The sequence below is a fragment of the Acinetobacter sp. YH12076 genome, assembly GCF_013419525.1.
In the GTDB taxonomy this organism is placed as follows: Bacteria; Pseudomonadota; Gammaproteobacteria; order Pseudomonadales; family Moraxellaceae; genus Acinetobacter; species Acinetobacter amyesii.
Genome location: NZ_VOZY01000018.1, coordinates 18339 through 33837, shown reverse-complemented (window position 1 = coordinate 33837; position 15499 = coordinate 18339). Strand labels below are relative to the sequence as shown.

The following is a 15499-nucleotide window of genomic DNA, read 5'->3' as shown; positions in this document are numbered from 1 at the left end:
GCGACTCATGAGTGCTCGGTTATATGCGGGCCAATTGGTTGTGCGGTAGATTTTGTGTGTAGGCTTCTTCATTTGAAAATTATATCGCTGAAAAAGCCTTTACAGATAGGTTTGTGCAACAAAGCCTAAATGAATTGATAAAACAAGGCTCGAATGCTTTCCCGAGGAAAAAATTTATCTATATAAGTGTAATTCACGGTAGAATGCCCGAAACCTATATGGCCTGAGAACAAACATGGCAAAACATACGCAAAATTCATCACCTTTGGCAGAATTGATTGCAGAACAAAAGCTTTTATGTGAAGAAGTGGGTTCCGCATATGTAGAAGTGCAGGGCGATGATGTAATTGCGGTGGCGGTTCATACCTTAAATAAAGATCCAATTGTTGGTATTCGTAAGCCTGCAGAAGGTGATGAAAATGTCAGTTGGTATATTTATGGTGGTGAGCTTGAAGGCGCAGATAACTTTGAAACAATGACTGTGCGTAAACTGCAAGATGTTGTGCCTGAAGTGCTACCGTATTTAGCTTTGGATGTAGGCTATCGTTTTATGATCGATGCTGATGATTATGAAGATGTCTGGAAAGAAGGTGATGAGGCTTAATTTATGCATTCTCCGTTGATGTATAAACTTTATGTCCTTATTTTCTCTGTGTTTACTGCTTCTGTAGCAAATGCAAATGTGAATGAAGCGGTTACTCCACAACTGACTCAAGCTGAATATAATGCTCAGATACATACATATACTGAGCAAATTAATTCAACCAAAGCCATTTTAGATGACCCTACATCTACTGCAACGGGTCAGCAGCAAACTCAAGCTTTTTGTTTAAGATTGAATGCATATCGACAGATTTTAGAAATTTCTCAGCAAAACTCAGCTCTTGAAATGGCCAATCTAATGCGAGTGGCTTCACAGCACTATTTACAACAACAGCAACAGAGTATGCAGTCATCTGGCTTAAACGAAAGTGCATTTTGTTCGAGTCCTACAAAATAATTTAGGTTTAAATTTCTCTTCTAAAACTTTTGGGCTCTCGTCTAACTTTCTTTCATTTTGTTCTATTTTTCATAATTCGAAATGGTCTAATATTTCAAAATTATTACAGCATTATTCACTATAGGTGCAGTTTCTAATAATATTAGAAATTGAAAATGTAGATTGTCAGGAAATGATATGAAATATGCTTAAAATGATAAGTCCATCACATTATTATGATCAAGTTAGAACGATTTATATGCAACAAACATCCCTGGTCCTGTTGCATAGGTCAGTCCTAATACATCAACTTGTTGATGTCGTTCTCTTTTAGCCACTGAATAAGTGGCTATTTTTTTGTGAAAAATTAAATGCTTAATCAGATTATAAATCGAATTTGGATAAAATTTAAATTTTTCATGATGTGGCATCCCCATACATTGACTCATATGTGCAGTTTGGTTCGAGGAATACAATCAAATGATTAAATCACTTTGTATTTTATCATTTCACTCTCGGTATGACTGATGGATAAATAGACAAATATTGCAAGTATGATAAGATAATTGAACACATTATTTTTGATGTTTGAGGAGTTGTTTACATGACAGCTTATACTTCAGTAATGAAAGCAAGCCAATATGAGGACGATATGATCCCGAGCCTTGCTATCAATGCATTTCGCCATGCTTTTGAACAAGCAAGTGCGTCATCCACTGTGGTTTATGTAAAAGGTTTACAACTGGTTCAACGTCTGCAAAATGGTCAAGAAGTACAATTAAAAGATGTATCAGCTGATTTTGTACAAGTGGATGATCTACCAAAAATCTTAAAACGTAAAAAGAAAACAGAGGAAATTGTTTAATACATGCCTCCACAACCTCGCATTAGAATGTTCGCGGGTCCAAATGGTTCAGGTAAAAGCACAGTTAAAGAATATTTATTGCCCCATCATATTGGGGCATATTTAAATGCGGATGAACTCGAAGCTCAACTGAAACATTCACACCGGCTCAATTTGTTGGATTACCATTCCGCTTTAAAATCCGAAGCATTAATTGACTTTCTATATACGAAAAAACGTCCCGCGAATGGAGAATTTATTCCTCTATTAGCACGTAAACCTCAGATATTAGATCCGTGGAAAATTGAGTTTCATCCAGACCAGATTGACTCATATCTTTGTGCAAGAATTATCGATTACATTCGTTTGCAGTTTTTAGAACTAAAAATTAGTTTTACCTTTGAAACGGTGATGTCCCATATTTCCAAGGTGGAATTTCTACGCGAAGCAAAAAGAAAAGGCTTTAAAACCTATCTGTATTATGTTTCCACTATTGATCCTGTTATCAATATTTCACGTGTTCAGTACCGAGTGAAAACGGGTGGACACGGAGTGCCAGAACAAAAAATTCGCGAACGTTATTATCGAAGTATGGATCTGTTAATGCAGGCGGTAGAAGCAACGGATCGAAGTTATTTATTTGATAACTCTGCCGATGGACAGCATGCTTCTTTCATTGCGGAAATTGAACAGGCTGAAATTTTAAAGATGAATTCAGGTATTCAGCGTTTACCGTGGTGGTTTGTAGATAAGGTGCTTAAAGAGTTTGAGCCAAATTAATGTCAACTGAATATCATATAAAACAAAATACCAGAATGAACCTATGCAAAATAACGACTATGAATTACAACAACATTCAAACTCATCTCCACTAGATCAAACTAATCTTGATCAAGCCATTGAGCAGCAAGCTGAACAAGAACAGCAAAAAAATAGTACATCATCTGATCCTTTATCTTCTCTAGATTTGACTGACTTAGCTGAAATTGGTTCGAATATTATAGATTTGGGTTCAGGTGCTTTAACGTGGGTGAGCGATGCACTCAGCGATATCAGTATTGATCTATAAATTATCTATTATTTCAATTAACTTCATAATAAACAGCCTTTATTGAAAAATCTCCGAGGATATATTTCGTGATTTTTCAAGTTTATAAATTAATTCTAAATAAAACTAATCAAAAACTCTTGAAGCGTTAAACTTTTCAATCAGGAAAGGCATGTCAGAATGAATATTTAGACTGGCGGCAGTTGGTTACTTCAATAAAATAGCCTAAGTATATAATAGATTTTAGAAACGCATGTGCACGCAGATCACTTAACCGCATCTCAATATTTAAAACAAGTTCTTGGTGGTAAAATTGCGATGAGCCATAACATCAAGATTGTGCAGGAAACATTCAGCGCCATTTATAATTTTGATGTGAAATATTTTAATTCACATCAGTCTTTTGATTATTTATTTGCAGATCATGAGGTATTTAATATCGGTGAGCTAAATGCGTATAACATTCCAACGCCTGGACATGCACCTGCTTGTCTGAGCTATGTGGTTGGTGATGATGCTGTTTTTGTCGGTGATACCTTATTTATGCCTGATTATGGCACAGCACGCTGTGATTTTCACAAGGGCAGTGCGGCAGTATTATTCGACTCTGTACAAGAGATTTATCAGTTAGCACCTGAAATGCGCGTGTTTTTATGTCATGACTATTTACCAGAAAACCGGTCAAAATACTGCTGCGAAAGCAGTGTGCATGCGCAAAAACAGCAGAATATTCATATCCACGTTGGTACGAAAAAAGAAGATTTTGTCACAATGCGAACTCAGCGTGACGCAAATTTGGCTATGCCCAAACTGATTTTACCTGTCATACAAATTAATATGGATGCAGGTAAATTTCCAAAACCAGAAGGGAATGGTATCCGCTATTTAAAAATTCTTTTTAATTACTTTAAATCTGCAAATTAAAGACAAAGAACCTTTAGGTTGAATGCGGTTGGCTATTTCACTTAATAAAATAGCCTAAGCAAGTTAATTAATTGCCACCTAAAATAGCCTAAGTAGGATTAATAAGTTTTAACTGTCATTTGATTTCATTCATTCAACTAGGCATCATTATATCAACATAGCAAAGTATTCAAAAATGATCCTTAATTACGAATATCATCAAAAATTAGAAGGCGAAACGCACCCGCTAGTCTTTATTCACGGTTTATTTGGCAGCCTCAGTAACTTAGGGATGCTTGCCAGAGCTTTTCAAAATTCACATTCTGTCATTCAGCTTGATTTACGAAATCATGGTAAATCACCTCAAAGTACAGAAATGAATTATCGTGAGATGGCAAACGATGTACTTGAGACATTAGATGTAATTGGCATTGATAAGTTTTCAATGATTGGCCATTCCATGGGAGGCAAGGTCGCAATGCAATTGGCTTTAATCTCAGAGCGGGTAGAGCAACTTGTTGTATTGGATATCGCGCCCTTTGCATATCAAGAACGTCATCATGATGAAATTTTTAAAGCATTGATCGCCGTAAATAATGCGCAAATTCAATCTAGACAAGAAGCGGTTGAAATTATGCGTGAGTATATTCATTCGGATATGGTGATACAGTTTCTACTCAAGTCGTTTAGTAAAGGACAATGGTTGTTTAATGTAGATGCGTTGTATCAACAGTATGACCAAATTATTGGTTGGGAAAATATCGGAAATATTTGGCAACAGCCTGTATTGTTCCTCAAAGGTGGAGAGTCACCTTATATTTTAAACGCGGAACATACTAAGGCGATAGAACACCAATTTCCACATGCGAAAATTGTAGAAATAGAAGGTGCAGGCCATTGGTTACATGCAGAAAAAACAACTGAAGTTATAGAGCAAATACAATATTATTTAGATTAATATGGTGTGCCTTCAAATATATTTTGCAGGCACACCATCGAAATATTACTCAATCGAAATGTTATTGGCTTGAAGCTGACCTTCAGAGGTGAGTAATGCCGCCATCTCTGCAGTTTTTTTCAGGCCTGGCATACGATATTCTGTATGACCATAATCTTGAATAGATTTCCAGCGTCCGCCCCATGTTAAACCAACAGACTCAGCGGCTTGACCATAAAGTTGATAACCACGCATAGCCCAAGGGTCTCGTTCAGTAATGACCACTTTGCCATTGCGTTTAAATGCAACATCAGCTGCTAAACCAAACTGATGATAACTTTGGAAGCCACGGGCACGAGTGGTATTTTTATTGGTGGCTAAATTATTTTGACGTTCTGGACTACGATAACCTTCGAGTAAAACCATTTCATAGCCATGTTGTTCACGCATAATTTTAAACACCATCAATAAACGCTGCTTATAACGTGGGTTCATTTTATGCCATTTACGATCTGCTGAAGGTATATCCGTAGAGTATGAATGCGTATGGATATCTTGAACTTCTGGATTGAAACTTGAGGCCATAACAGATGGCTGCTCAATCATTGCTGCTTCTTCTGCGATTGCCTCTTGAACAAGATATTCTTCAACTTCAGGAGGTGCATCTAAAACCTGTCCATCGAGCATAGCGTAAATTTGTGGATCGACTTTACGTAAATAATCCGCTTCTACTTTACTTGCAGTAATCGGGCGAGTAAAAGCAAATAATAAAATACTGGCAAACAGTAAAAAGCCTGCAAATAAAATCCACCATTGTTGTAAATGCCAGTGTGATTGAATCTGTTGTGGTGCTGCTGCATAGTTCAGTTCATAAGCAAAATTTTTGGCGTGCTGAATTCTTTTTTTACTTTGTGGAATGATTTGAAAGAAAAAATCCTGAACTTTAATTCTGAGTTCATAAGAAAAACAAAGCACTGTCACCAGTGCTAAGACAAAGAAACAACTAACCAAAAAGATGATCATGGGGAAACTGTAGCGCTCACAGTCGCATTAGCAGTGTTTGTTGTAGCAACCACTTTCGGACGTTTGGTTTCAGAAATTTGCGTTCCGCCCATCGGCTCTTCGAAGTGCCCATCTTCTTTTACTGCTTTCGTAGATGGCTCTGTAGGCTTGGTCACCTTAGCTGTTGTTGGCGCAGCTTTAGGTTTTGCTAATGTGGTTGGAATATGTTGTTTAACGGTTGTTGTAGCAGCTACAACAGGGCGCTGCGGTTGGGTAATTTCAAAAGGCGAACGGTTATTCGCTACAGCTTGAACAGGCTGAGTCACTTTTGTTGTATTTCCATGATTGAAAGCGGTAGCTAAATCATTCGAATATAAACCATTATCCGGATCTTTTTCTTCAGTTGCATGAACGGTTTGCGGTGCTTTTTCAGCTGAAGCTTGCTCATTTTCACTTTGACGGGGCGCAGCGGATGCCTCAGTTACAGCTTTATCTTCAGTTGGGGCAGAAGTTGTCATTTCTGCATTTGCAGGCTGATCGTCAGAACTTAGATAAAAATATCCCAGGCCAACAACAATAATGACCGCTGCACCAACAAGAAAGCCAATCGCAGCATGAGCTAAAGGTGGTAAATTATTCTTTTGAGTCGACTGTAAAATTCTAACGCTATTCGATTTTTCGTTTGCCATGGTGTCTAAGTCTTATGGTAAATGAATGGTGATATAAGCCTGTTCCGATGGAGCAGTTATGACATTTTGATATTGTGATAACGCCTGATTATTTTGGCTGGATAGCATATATCTCAGTCCACCAAATGCTAAGACAGCAAACAATGCCCAAAAGATAATGATCCAAAAAAATGGTAATTCACGATGAATAATGTTTTTAATTTGATCCGGCAGTGCCGCGAAAGGCGAAAACGCCTTTTTACCTTTCATATAATCAATTTCATCGCCAACACGTGCAACGAGTGAATTGAGCATTTCAATCGATTCAAGTCGGTATTTACCGTGAAAACCAAGCAGCATGCAGTAATGATAAACTTCAAGTGCTGCTAAACGATCTTTATTCTTAGAACGAATTTGCTCTAAATTTTCAAAAAAACGATAACCTGCTAGCTGTGAACCAAAAAGACTTAATTGCAGTGGATTCATCATCCAATTGTTTTGTAAATCAAAAAAACGTGCATCTTGTTGGGTGACAATGGTTTCATCTAATAAAGCGCAATAGGCATATTTTGCGTCCGTGATATCTTCATTGCTGAATTGAAGCTTACGGGCTTGGCTTTCAAATCGGTTTAATAGATCCATAATTTTTGTCCTGAAACTTTCAGGGCTGGATGGAACATATTGATTTTTGAGTAAGAATACGATGTAAAAACCATCATGCAGTAGATCAACTAAATTGGTTGAACTGTTGATTTTCGGTTCAGCACTTGGTTTTGAAGAGCCTAATCCAATTTGACCGTCGTCAAAAAGTGAAGGGGCATTATTTGAAATATTCATGATTGCTCCTTAACCATTCATCACTGCAATAAGTTCAATCGAGATATCTTGGAAGCCAGCTGGTATGTAAACGCAGATCGATTCAGAATCAAGCATACGCTGATACAAATCATTATTTGGCTCAATTTCAAAATAACTCACACCTGAACGAACTGGAATTGCTGTTGGCACTTGCATCATATGTTGCAATGGAACAGCAGGTAATGCTGCCATGACACGCTGTTCAACATCAACGGTATTACCGACTTTAAAGCGCAGTGGTACATAAGAAATAATGTCATGTGTAGGCATCACACTACTTGAAACAGCTAAATACAGGCGCGAATCGCGAGTAATTTTGTCACTTTCAAGACTGCCCACCCAGTAGGATTGACGGGTTTCTTTCAAGTTAATACTGATATATCGATTTGAAATAATCGTATCGAGCAACTCACGTAAAATCACATCTAATTGAGCAAAACTTTCTTGCAAATTATGATGTTGATACTGTGGGAGTTGATCTACTTCATAAGCTGTAGAGAAGGTGAGTAAAGAACCTGTCAGACGCAATAATTCAAAATACAAACGTTCAGGATGAATCAGTGGATATTGCAATAAATGATTTAAGGTCGCATGTGCAGTATTCAGCGCATTAACCAACCAAAATGAAACGATATCACCAGAACGGAATTCAATTAACTTTTGTTCGTTTTCACGATTATTCGATTGAATAGTTTTAATTTTAGCTTTGATAATATTGAGCGTTCGTTTAAGCCCAGTAATCAGTGAATCACACGAACTAATATGTAATATTGGTGGGATAAATTGATAATCTAAAACAAAATTACCTGAACTTTGGCGCTTAATTCGGCCTATAGGCATGTAAAGAAAACCATCAAGATTGTGCTGTGGTTCTTGGCCTAATTCAAAGATTTTAAACTCTGCACGGCGGCGTAATAAAGTGATTTCAGCAGCCGTCGCATCTGTAAACAAATCATGAGTTTCAGTCAAATGTGAATGATAGCGACTCGATTGGGTATTTTCTTCAAAATTGACGTTTCGTTTATTCGGTTGAACAATCGGTAATGCTAAATAAATTTGCATTTCACCGCGTAAATTTAATGAATCAAGTAGTACAGGCTCAGGTAATAAGTCTTGTGCAGGTGCTTGATAAATCTCACCATCTTGCCAAATCATTTCGACTTTATTCAAAGCTAACGTGTTGGTACTGAGTTGCGATTCATCAAAAATTAAACTTTGAATACCATAAGCGAACGGTATTGTTGCGCGAACCGTATGGTTTAAACGCTGTTCATGATAAGCATCTTGTAATTGAAAGTGTTGCGGGCGTAAAAATAATCCTTCACCCCATAAAATTTTTTCTGCTTTAAACATTGTTTTTACCAGTCGCTATTCGATTCATTACTTTGTTGCTGAACACCTAACATTTCTTGTACAGCTTCAAGAGGGTTTTCATCCTTAATCACATGAGTTAACCATTCATGCAGTGGCATTTGTGACCATTTAATGGTTTTTTGCAGCATATAACTGACAGGGCTATGCGGCTCATTCACTTGGAAATAGTCCGCAATATCTTGCAAGACTTTCATGGCTTGTTCACGGTTTTCAAGATGATTTTGCACTTGAGGTTTAAATTGCTGTGTATGCTGTTGTTGTATTATTTGCATATCATTCTGCACGGAAGTTACAGTGGAAAGTGTTTGGCTTTCAATTGGAGAATTTGATTGAACCTGTTCAGCGCTCGATGAATTGATAAAAGCATCTGCTTTATAGATTTTTTTTAAGCTCAAGTGAATCATTTCGATTTGAGAGTCAATGCCAGCAAAGCTTGGCGCATCTAAACCCATCAAATCATCAAGAGTCGTTTTTAAGTTTTCCCAATGGTTTAAAATATCTAAAAACTGTTGGTAATACTGGTATTGAATTGATTTTGACGTATTGAACAAGGCATGTTCAAACTGTTCCATACCATTAAAAGACTCTTCTTGATCATCATCTTCATGGTTGGATTTACGTCTTTGGTTTTGAACATGAAGTAGTCGATCATAGTCGGATAGGGAATAAGCTACCGCGCCATGAACGATTGAAACTGATTTAATTAATGTTGGGATTTGATTAATTATCCCTTGTAATAAACCTAGACGTTGATCAAGGTCATCATCTTCAATTTCAGGATGAAGTTGTAGCCAAAAGTCTTGCAAACTTTTTTGTGTAAGTTCAATCCCTTTGGCAATCCCTTCGAAACCATGAATGTGAGTCCACGCTTCAAGCAACCAACCATATAAGCGAATATCTTTTGTATGTTCGCGAAGTAGATCTGACGATTTTTGGTGCACAAAGCCCCAATCTGCCTGTTTTGGTTCTGCGATCCAGTCGCCTTGATCCAAGAGCGGGTCATCTTGTGTTTTAGCTTTTTTAATTGCATGAAAATCATTTGAAAATGAAAAATCACTACCGCAAGGTAAATCATCCGTAATCGGTTGCAATAAAGCGTCGAGCTCTAAACTCATATTCTACATCGTTCCTAACTTATGCTTCTAAGGTTTTAGTCTTTTTGCTGCTGCGTTTTTTCGCAGGGTTACTTTTAGGATCTAAAACATAAATAATTTCATCGTCTTTGACATCGATTTCAATGACTGATGGAATCTTTTGCTCGCTCATTGCCATGAGTAATTCAGTGGCTAAAGCAGGCAAGACCGTCGCATTTAAAATGTTATCGACATTACGCGCACCACTATCGACCTCAGTACAGCGACTTAATAATAATTCGACTAAATCGTCGGTATAACGTGTTTGCGTACCATATTGTTTTTCAATACGCGCGGTGATTTTGCCTAATTTATGCTGAATAATGCGTACGAGCAGATCATCGTGCAATGGGAAATACGGCACGATACGCATACGACCTAAAAATGCCGGCTTAAATTGTTTATATAAAGCTGGTTTTAATACATCTAAAAGTTCTTCTGCTGACGGCCATTCTTCTACTGGCTGATTTAAACAGGCCTGCATAATGGCACTTGAGCCTGCATTTGAAGTCAATAAGATCGTAGTATTTTTAAAGTCAATGACACGACCTTCGCCATCTTCCAAAGTACCTTTATCGAATACTTGGTAGAATAGCTCTTGAACATCGCTGTGTGCTTTTTCAATCTCATCGAGCAAAACCACACTATATGGGTTACGGCGAACTGCTTCTGTCAGTACGCCACCTTGGCCATAACCGACATAGCCTGGAGGAGCACCTTTTAAAGACGACACGGTATGTGCTTCTTGATATTCAGACATGTTAATGGTGATTAAATGAGACTCACCACCATATAACTCGTTTGCTAACGCAAGTGCAGTTTCGGTTTTACCCACACCACTTGGGCCAACCAGCATGAAAACGCCTTGAGGTTTATTTGGATCTTCCAATTTTGCTTTGGAGGTTTTAATGCCTTGTACCAGTTGATGCAGTGCATAATCTTGCCCCATCACACGTTGTTCTAACTGTGCTTCAAGCTTCAAAATTTGCTGAATTTCATCATTCACCATTTTACCAACAGGGATGCCGGTCCAGTCTGAAATGATTTCATTAATAATTTGGGCATTTACACGTTCAAAAACCAGCGGCGTTTGACCTTGTAAAGTTGCCAGTTGGTTACGAATATTGCTTAAAGTTTCAATATTTTCTGGTTTTTGCTCGGACTCTTGTTCAAGCGTTTTAATCTGTTGAACGATTTCGAGTTCTTTTTTCCACTGCGCTTCGGTCAACTGAATTTCTTGTTCCAGCGTAGATATTTGTGTTTTTACATTTTCAATGCGTTCGTGGTGAATAGGAATATTCTTATGTTCATTTTCAAGAATCGCCAATTCAAGCTTCAAATTATGTAATTGAGCTTGAAGTTGATCCAATTTTACAGGTTGTGCATTTTGCGTTAACGCAACACGCGCAGAAGCTGTATCTAAGACACTAATCGCTTTATCAGGTAATTGACGGCCAGTGATATAACGGTGCGAAGCATGGACTGCAGTAACGATAGCTTCATCGTCAATTTGTAAATTGAAATGTTTTGCCATCACTGGAATCATGGCACGCAGCATATCGATTGCGACTTCTTCAGTCGGTTCTTCAACCTGAATTACTTGGAAGCGTCGGCTTAATGCGGCATCTTTTTCAAAATACTGCTTATATTCAGCCCATGTAGTTGCGGCAATGGTTCTTAACTCACCACGTGCAAGCGCCGGTTTTAACAGGTTTGCTGCATCATTTTGACCTGCTTGACCACCCGCACCAATCAACGTGTGTGCTTCATCAATAAATAAAATGATTGGATGTGCAGAGGCTTGAACTTCATGAATGACTTGTTTTAAGCGATTTTCGAATTCACCTTTAACACTGGCACCCGCTTGTAGTAAGCCCATATCTAAAGTATGAATGCTGACATTTTTTAAAGCATCTGGAACTTGGTTGGTTGCAATTTTTAATGCAAGACCTTCAACAACGGCCGTTTTACCAACACCAGGCTCACCCGTTAAAATCGGATTGTTTTGACGACGACGCATCAAAATATCGAGCATTAAGCGGATTTCAAACTCACGACCAATCACAGGGTCAATGCCACCATTTTTAGCTTTTTCAGTAAGATTAATGGTGTATTGGTCTAGAGCTGGTGTTTTAACTGGCGTAGTTGCATTCGTTTGTGCTGCTGATTTTTCATCTGGTGATGCAGTTGCTAAATCTTCATTTTCAATGCTCTTTAGGCAAAGATCTAAAAATTTATGTTTAATCGTATCGATAGGTAATAAATCGAAAAGAGAAGAAGCTCTTGCTGCAATTTGGTATAAATCTGGCGCGGTAAGGAGCGCAACAAGTAAATGACCACTACGAATTTGTGGATTTTGTTCAGCAGATGCTAATAACCAAGCTTGTTCAAGTAAGCGCACAATGGATTGGGCAAAAATAGGAGTGCGCGTATTTCCTTTTGGAAGTTGAGCAATACTTTCTTTGAGGTCATCTGCCAAACCATCTGCAGAAACTTTGTATTTTTCTAAGAGTATTTGAAGGTCATTTTTATTGTTATAGGTTAATAATTCGAGTAAAAAATGTTCAATTTCGATTTCATAATTTTGCTGTGAAATACATGTATTGGCTGACTTTTCGAGTGAAATGCGGGCGTGAGGTGAAAGTTTAGTAATTAAAACTTTTAAATTATTCATAAATAACTCATCAAATTTAGAATCCACAGTACAAAATTTTACAAGTTTGACTGTGATCTCTTTTTTCTTGCTATAAAAATAAAAACTTTAAAATCAACACCTTATATATTATTAGTGTCTTGCTTTAGGCGATATAATACAGACTAAATAAAAAAAGGAAAAAGATTTTTTTATAAAATGAAACAAAAAAAAACAAATAGTCAACAAACTTTGGAGTATTTGGCACATTTTTGTATTGACTCTATGTGCTTATTTTTTGTTAAATCTGCAGCATATTTTTAATTTTGATAAATGAAGAGAAAACCCGCGGGAAAATAAGTGGTGATTTCTCCACATAAATTAAGTTTTAGCACGTAGAAATACAGAGGCAATTTTGAATAAATTTAGTGTTTTATTACCTATAATTTTAGCAGCCAGTTTAACACAAACCGTTTTTGCAAAAGATAAAGCGGCATCTGTGAAAAAATCCTGTTTAAAGGATTATCCACTGGCAGTAGGTGATACAGATCCAGAGATTATTGGTTTTTATAATCAGTTATGTGACAAAAAAAATAAGAAAAATGAGAACTTAAAAAATGAAATTTTTGTAGATATTGCCAAAAAATATCAAGCTAATGGTTACAATTTAAAAGCATTGCAAGCGGTCAATCTGCTGCGAGAAAAGAACTATCAGTCGCCTGAACTTACTGATGTTACTTTTTTAGCAGGTATCGCTATTTCTTATAATGCGCTGAATCATATGCGGAGTAATGAAAATCGTACTCTAGATGAACAGACCTATTCTCCTGCCAAAGTGTTGTCGGATAATATTCGTTATATTCAGCCGACGATTGATAAATCTACGTCTGCTGCAGCAGATGTTCGTGAAAAAAGTACAGAATCTTCGAGCAATGTGAAATCTAAACAGACAACACCAGCTAAAAAACGAACCAATACAGCGTCTACCAAGTCTAAACAAACGACTACAGCAGCAAGCAAAAAGAAAACTACCACGACAGCAAAAACGCAGACTACAGCGAAAAAACCTGCTGCCAGTGGTTCACCTTTCGATACATTAAAAAATAAATAACAAGGAAAAGCACTCATGGCAAAACGTGAAAGTGTACAGAAAAAACTTCAACGAATTCGTCCTCCTCGTGTTCAATTGACTTACGATGTTGAAGTTGGCGACGGTAAAGAAATTAAAGAATTACCATTCGTTGTAGGGGTGTTAGGTGATTTCTCAGCGGCATCTGAAGTAGAGAAAACCAAATTAAAAGACAAGAAATTCATTAATGTTGATTTAGATAATATTGATGAAGTCATGGAGTCTTTAGCGCCACGTGCTAATTTTCAAGTTGAAAATACCTTGACTGAAGATGGTGGAAAAATGTCGGTAGATCTTACATTTAAGAGCATGGCCGATTTTACTCCTGAGCAAGTTGTACAACAGGTTGATCCACTACAAAAGTTAGTTGCTGCGCGCGAGCGTCTGTCTGACTTGCGTAATAAAATTTCAAATAATGAACGCTTAGAAGATTTATTGGATGAAGTGTTACATAACACTGATCAAATTCGTAAGTTGAGCGTGGAGGCAGAAAATGAGTAATTATAATACTGCTACTGCTGCAAACGTTGAAGCAACCGAAGAATATTCACTTTTAGATTCAATTGTCGAACAAAGTCGTATCGCGCGTACAGATCAAGAACATGATCGTGCAAAAAGTTTGATTGGTGAACTTGCTAAAGAAGTGATGGCAGGTACCATCACCGTTTCAGACAATATGACTTTATCAATTGATAAGCGTATTGCTGAAATTGATGCGTTGATTTCATCTCAGTTAAGTAAAATCATGCACCATGCTGAATTTCAAAAAATTGAATCGACATGGCGTGGTTTGTATTATTTCTGCCAAGAAACACCTTCAAATTCTTTAACAAAAATTCGTATGTTAAATACGACGAAAAAAGAATTGATTAAAGATTTCCAAGGTGCGACCGATTTTGACCAAAGCACGTTGTTCAAAAAAATCTATGAAGAAGAATATGGATCATTCGGTGGTGCGCCTTATGCAACATTGATTGGTGACTTTGAGTTTGACCGTACACCATCTGATATGTATTTGCTTGAGCAAATTTCACATGTCGCGGCGGCTGCACACGCACCGTTCATTTCGGCTGCAAGCCCAAATATGTTGGGTCTAGAATCTTTTACTGATATTGATCGTCCACGCGATGTTTCTAAAATCTTTGAAACCGCTGAATATGTACAATGGCGTTCATTCCGTGAAAGTGATGATGCACGATATGTTGCATTGACAATGCCACGTGTATTGGGTCGTTTGCCATATGATCCAAAAGAAGGTATTGCCACTGAAGGCTTTAACTTCGTTGAAGAAGTTTCCGGCGAAAACCACAATGAATATTTATGGATGAACGCGGCTTATGCCTTTGGTACACGTCTAACCAATGCTTTTGATATGCATGGTTGGTGTGCTGCGATTCGTGGTGTAGAAGGTGGTGGTTTAGTTGAAGGCTTGCCTGTCCATACGTTCAAAACCAATGATGGCGAAGTGGTCTTTAAATGCCCAACTGAAATTGCCATTACTGACCGTCGTGAAAAAGAACTGAGTGATCTTGGTTTTATTCCGTTGGTACACTGCAAAAATACGGATTATGCAGCATTTTTTGGTGCGCAATCGACGCAAAAACCTAAAAAATATGATAGCGATACAGCAAATGCCAACTCTGCATTGTCTAGCCAGATCCAATACATCATGGCAGTTTCACGTATTGCACATTATTTAAAAGCAATGATGCGTGACAAAGTGGGTAGTTTTGCATCAGCGGGTAATGTTGAGACCTTCTTAAATGAATGGTTATCGCAATATGTATTACTCGATGATGGTGCATCTCAAGAAGCTAAAGCTCAGTATCCATTGCGTGAAGCTTCTGTAAAAGTTGTAGAAAATCCAGCTTTGCCTGGTCACTACAAATCTGTGGTTTTCTTAAGACCACATTTCCAGTTGGATGAGTTGTCAGTTTCATTACGACTTGTGACCGAGTTACCTCAGTCCTCAAATTAATTTTGGGTCAACAC

At 37.6% G+C, this 15499-nt stretch carries 16 protein-coding genes and 1 pseudogene; 10 read left to right on the top strand and 7 right to left on the bottom strand.

What is annotated here, in order from left to right:
• The first annotated feature begins 235 nt into the window (after positions 1-235).
• Together FTU22_RS14785 and FTU22_RS14780 are read left to right on the top strand one after the other, a co-directional pair.
• Entirely contained in the window at positions 236-604 is a 369-nt protein-coding gene (locus tag FTU22_RS14785) for a hypothetical protein (protein WP_078190788.1), read from the top strand.
• Between the two features lie 3 nt (positions 605-607).
• Complete coding sequence (locus FTU22_RS14780; protein WP_180095207.1) at positions 608-1000, top strand: hypothetical protein; 393 nt, start codon at positions 608-610, stop codon at positions 998-1000.
• A gap of 224 nt (positions 1001-1224) precedes the next feature.
• On the opposite strand, the gene FTU22_RS14775 is transcribed toward FTU22_RS14780, so the two are convergent.
• Positions 1225-1416: a hypothetical protein gene (locus FTU22_RS14775; protein WP_180023739.1), complete on the bottom strand. Its 192-nt coding sequence runs from the start codon at positions 1414-1416 to the stop codon at positions 1225-1227.
• Between the two features lie 167 nt (positions 1417-1583).
• Between FTU22_RS14775 and FTU22_RS14770 the strand changes: the two genes are divergently transcribed.
• From FTU22_RS14770 to FTU22_RS14750, 5 genes and pseudogenes are all read left to right on the top strand, one after another.
• Entirely contained in the window at positions 1584-1844 is a 261-nt protein-coding gene (locus FTU22_RS14770) for a hypothetical protein (RefSeq protein WP_180023738.1), read from the top strand.
• A gap of 3 nt (positions 1845-1847) precedes the next feature.
• On the top strand, positions 1848-2603 hold the full coding sequence (locus FTU22_RS14765) for a zeta toxin (protein WP_257225950.1): 756 nt from the start codon (positions 1848-1850) through the stop codon (positions 2601-2603).
• 43 nt (positions 2604-2646) lie between these two features.
• The gene (locus FTU22_RS14760) at positions 2647-2892 is read left to right on the top strand and encodes a hypothetical protein (RefSeq protein ID WP_180095205.1); all 246 of its coding nucleotides are present in this window, start codon (positions 2647-2649) and stop codon (positions 2890-2892) included.
• Between the two features lie 219 nt (positions 2893-3111).
• A pseudogene (locus FTU22_RS14755) lies at positions 3112-3795 on the top strand (MBL fold metallo-hydrolase); the annotation flags it as partial.
• Positions 3796-3970: 175 nt separating this feature from the next.
• Positions 3971-4732, top strand: coding sequence for an alpha/beta fold hydrolase (locus FTU22_RS14750; RefSeq protein WP_180095203.1), 762 nt, complete (start codon positions 3971-3973; stop codon positions 4730-4732).
• 45 nt (positions 4733-4777) lie between these two features.
• Here FTU22_RS14750 and FTU22_RS14745 read toward each other — a convergent pair whose 3' ends face one another.
• From FTU22_RS14745 to tssH, 6 genes are read right to left on the bottom strand one after another with little or no spacing between them, the layout of a single operon-like run.
• The gene (locus FTU22_RS14745) at positions 4778-5734 is read right to left on the bottom strand and encodes a M15 family metallopeptidase (RefSeq protein WP_180095201.1); all 957 of its coding nucleotides are present in this window, start codon (positions 5732-5734) and stop codon (positions 4778-4780) included.
• Positions 5731-6402 carry a hypothetical protein gene (locus tag FTU22_RS14740; protein WP_180095199.1) on the bottom strand — a complete coding sequence of 224 codons (672 nt, stop codon included), beginning with the start codon at positions 6400-6402 and terminating at the stop codon, positions 5731-5733. Before FTU22_RS14740 ends, FTU22_RS14745 begins: the two co-directional genes overlap by 4 nt.
• 12 nt (positions 6403-6414) lie before the next feature.
• A complete protein-coding gene (gene icmH / locus FTU22_RS14735; protein WP_111885479.1) occupies positions 6415-7218 on the bottom strand; it encodes a type IVB secretion system protein IcmH/DotU in 804 nt (267 codons plus the stop codon).
• 9 nt (positions 7219-7227) lie between these two features.
• Positions 7228-8592, bottom strand: a complete 1365-nt coding sequence (gene tssK, locus FTU22_RS14730) for a type VI secretion system baseplate subunit TssK (RefSeq protein ID WP_111885478.1) — start codon at positions 8590-8592, stop codon at positions 7228-7230.
• A 5-nt stretch (positions 8593-8597) separates the two neighbouring features.
• Positions 8598-9728: a type VI secretion system protein TssA gene (gene tssA / locus FTU22_RS14725; RefSeq protein WP_111885477.1), complete on the bottom strand. Its 1131-nt coding sequence runs from the start codon at positions 9726-9728 to the stop codon at positions 8598-8600.
• 19 nt (positions 9729-9747) lie between these two features.
• Positions 9748-12420, bottom strand: coding sequence for a type VI secretion system ATPase TssH (gene tssH / locus FTU22_RS14720; RefSeq protein ID WP_180095198.1), 2673 nt, complete (start codon positions 12418-12420; stop codon positions 9748-9750).
• Between the two features lie 373 nt (positions 12421-12793).
• Between tssH and FTU22_RS14715 the strand changes: the two genes are divergently transcribed.
• Genes FTU22_RS14715 through tssC form a run of 3 tightly spaced genes read left to right on the top strand, consistent with a single transcriptional unit; the run spans position 12794 to position 15485 of the window.
• A complete protein-coding gene (locus FTU22_RS14715; protein WP_111885475.1) occupies positions 12794-13489 on the top strand; it encodes a hypothetical protein in 696 nt (231 codons plus the stop codon).
• A gap of 15 nt (positions 13490-13504) precedes the next feature.
• Positions 13505-14008, top strand: coding sequence for a type VI secretion system contractile sheath small subunit (tssB, locus tag FTU22_RS14710; RefSeq protein WP_078193364.1), 504 nt, complete (start codon positions 13505-13507; stop codon positions 14006-14008).
• On the top strand, positions 14001-15485 hold the full coding sequence (tssC, locus tag FTU22_RS14705; RefSeq protein ID WP_180050798.1) for a type VI secretion system contractile sheath large subunit: 1485 nt from the start codon (positions 14001-14003) through the stop codon (positions 15483-15485). The genes tssB and tssC overlap by 8 nt, the downstream gene beginning before the upstream one ends.
• Positions 15486-15499: the final 14 nt, after the last annotated feature.

Excerpts from the sequence above, each read along its gene's own strand:
- FTU22_RS14785 (WP_078190788.1), top strand. The coding sequence starts at position 236 with ATGGCAAAACATACGCAAAATTCATCACCTTTGGCAGAATTGATTGCA.
- FTU22_RS14780 (WP_180095207.1), top strand. The coding sequence starts at position 608 with ATGCATTCTCCGTTGATGTATAAACTTTATGTCCTTATTTTCTCTGTG.
- FTU22_RS14775 (WP_180023739.1), bottom strand. The coding sequence starts at position 1,416 with ATGGGGATGCCACATCATGAAAAATTTAAATTTTATCCAAATTCGATT.
- FTU22_RS14770 (WP_180023738.1), top strand. The coding sequence starts at position 1,584 with ATGACAGCTTATACTTCAGTAATGAAAGCAAGCCAATATGAGGACGAT.
- FTU22_RS14765 (WP_257225950.1), top strand. The coding sequence starts at position 1,848 with ATGCCTCCACAACCTCGCATTAGAATGTTCGCGGGTCCAAATGGTTCA.
- FTU22_RS14760 (WP_180095205.1), top strand. The coding sequence starts at position 2,647 with ATGCAAAATAACGACTATGAATTACAACAACATTCAAACTCATCTCCA.
- FTU22_RS14750 (WP_180095203.1), top strand. The coding sequence starts at position 3,971 with ATGATCCTTAATTACGAATATCATCAAAAATTAGAAGGCGAAACGCAC.
- FTU22_RS14745 (WP_180095201.1), bottom strand. The coding sequence starts at position 5,734 with ATGATCATCTTTTTGGTTAGTTGTTTCTTTGTCTTAGCACTGGTGACA.
- FTU22_RS14740 (WP_180095199.1), bottom strand. The coding sequence starts at position 6,402 with ATGGCAAACGAAAAATCGAATAGCGTTAGAATTTTACAGTCGACTCAA.
- icmH (WP_111885479.1), bottom strand. The coding sequence starts at position 7,218 with ATGAATATTTCAAATAATGCCCCTTCACTTTTTGACGACGGTCAAATT.
- tssK (WP_111885478.1), bottom strand. The coding sequence starts at position 8,592 with ATGTTTAAAGCAGAAAAAATTTTATGGGGTGAAGGATTATTTTTACGC.
- tssA (WP_111885477.1), bottom strand. The coding sequence starts at position 9,728 with ATGAGTTTAGAGCTCGACGCTTTATTGCAACCGATTACGGATGATTTA.
- tssH (WP_180095198.1), bottom strand. The coding sequence starts at position 12,420 with ATGAATAATTTAAAAGTTTTAATTACTAAACTTTCACCTCACGCCCGC.
- tssB (WP_078193364.1), top strand. The coding sequence starts at position 13,505 with ATGGCAAAACGTGAAAGTGTACAGAAAAAACTTCAACGAATTCGTCCT.
- tssC (WP_180050798.1), top strand. The coding sequence starts at position 14,001 with ATGAGTAATTATAATACTGCTACTGCTGCAAACGTTGAAGCAACCGAA.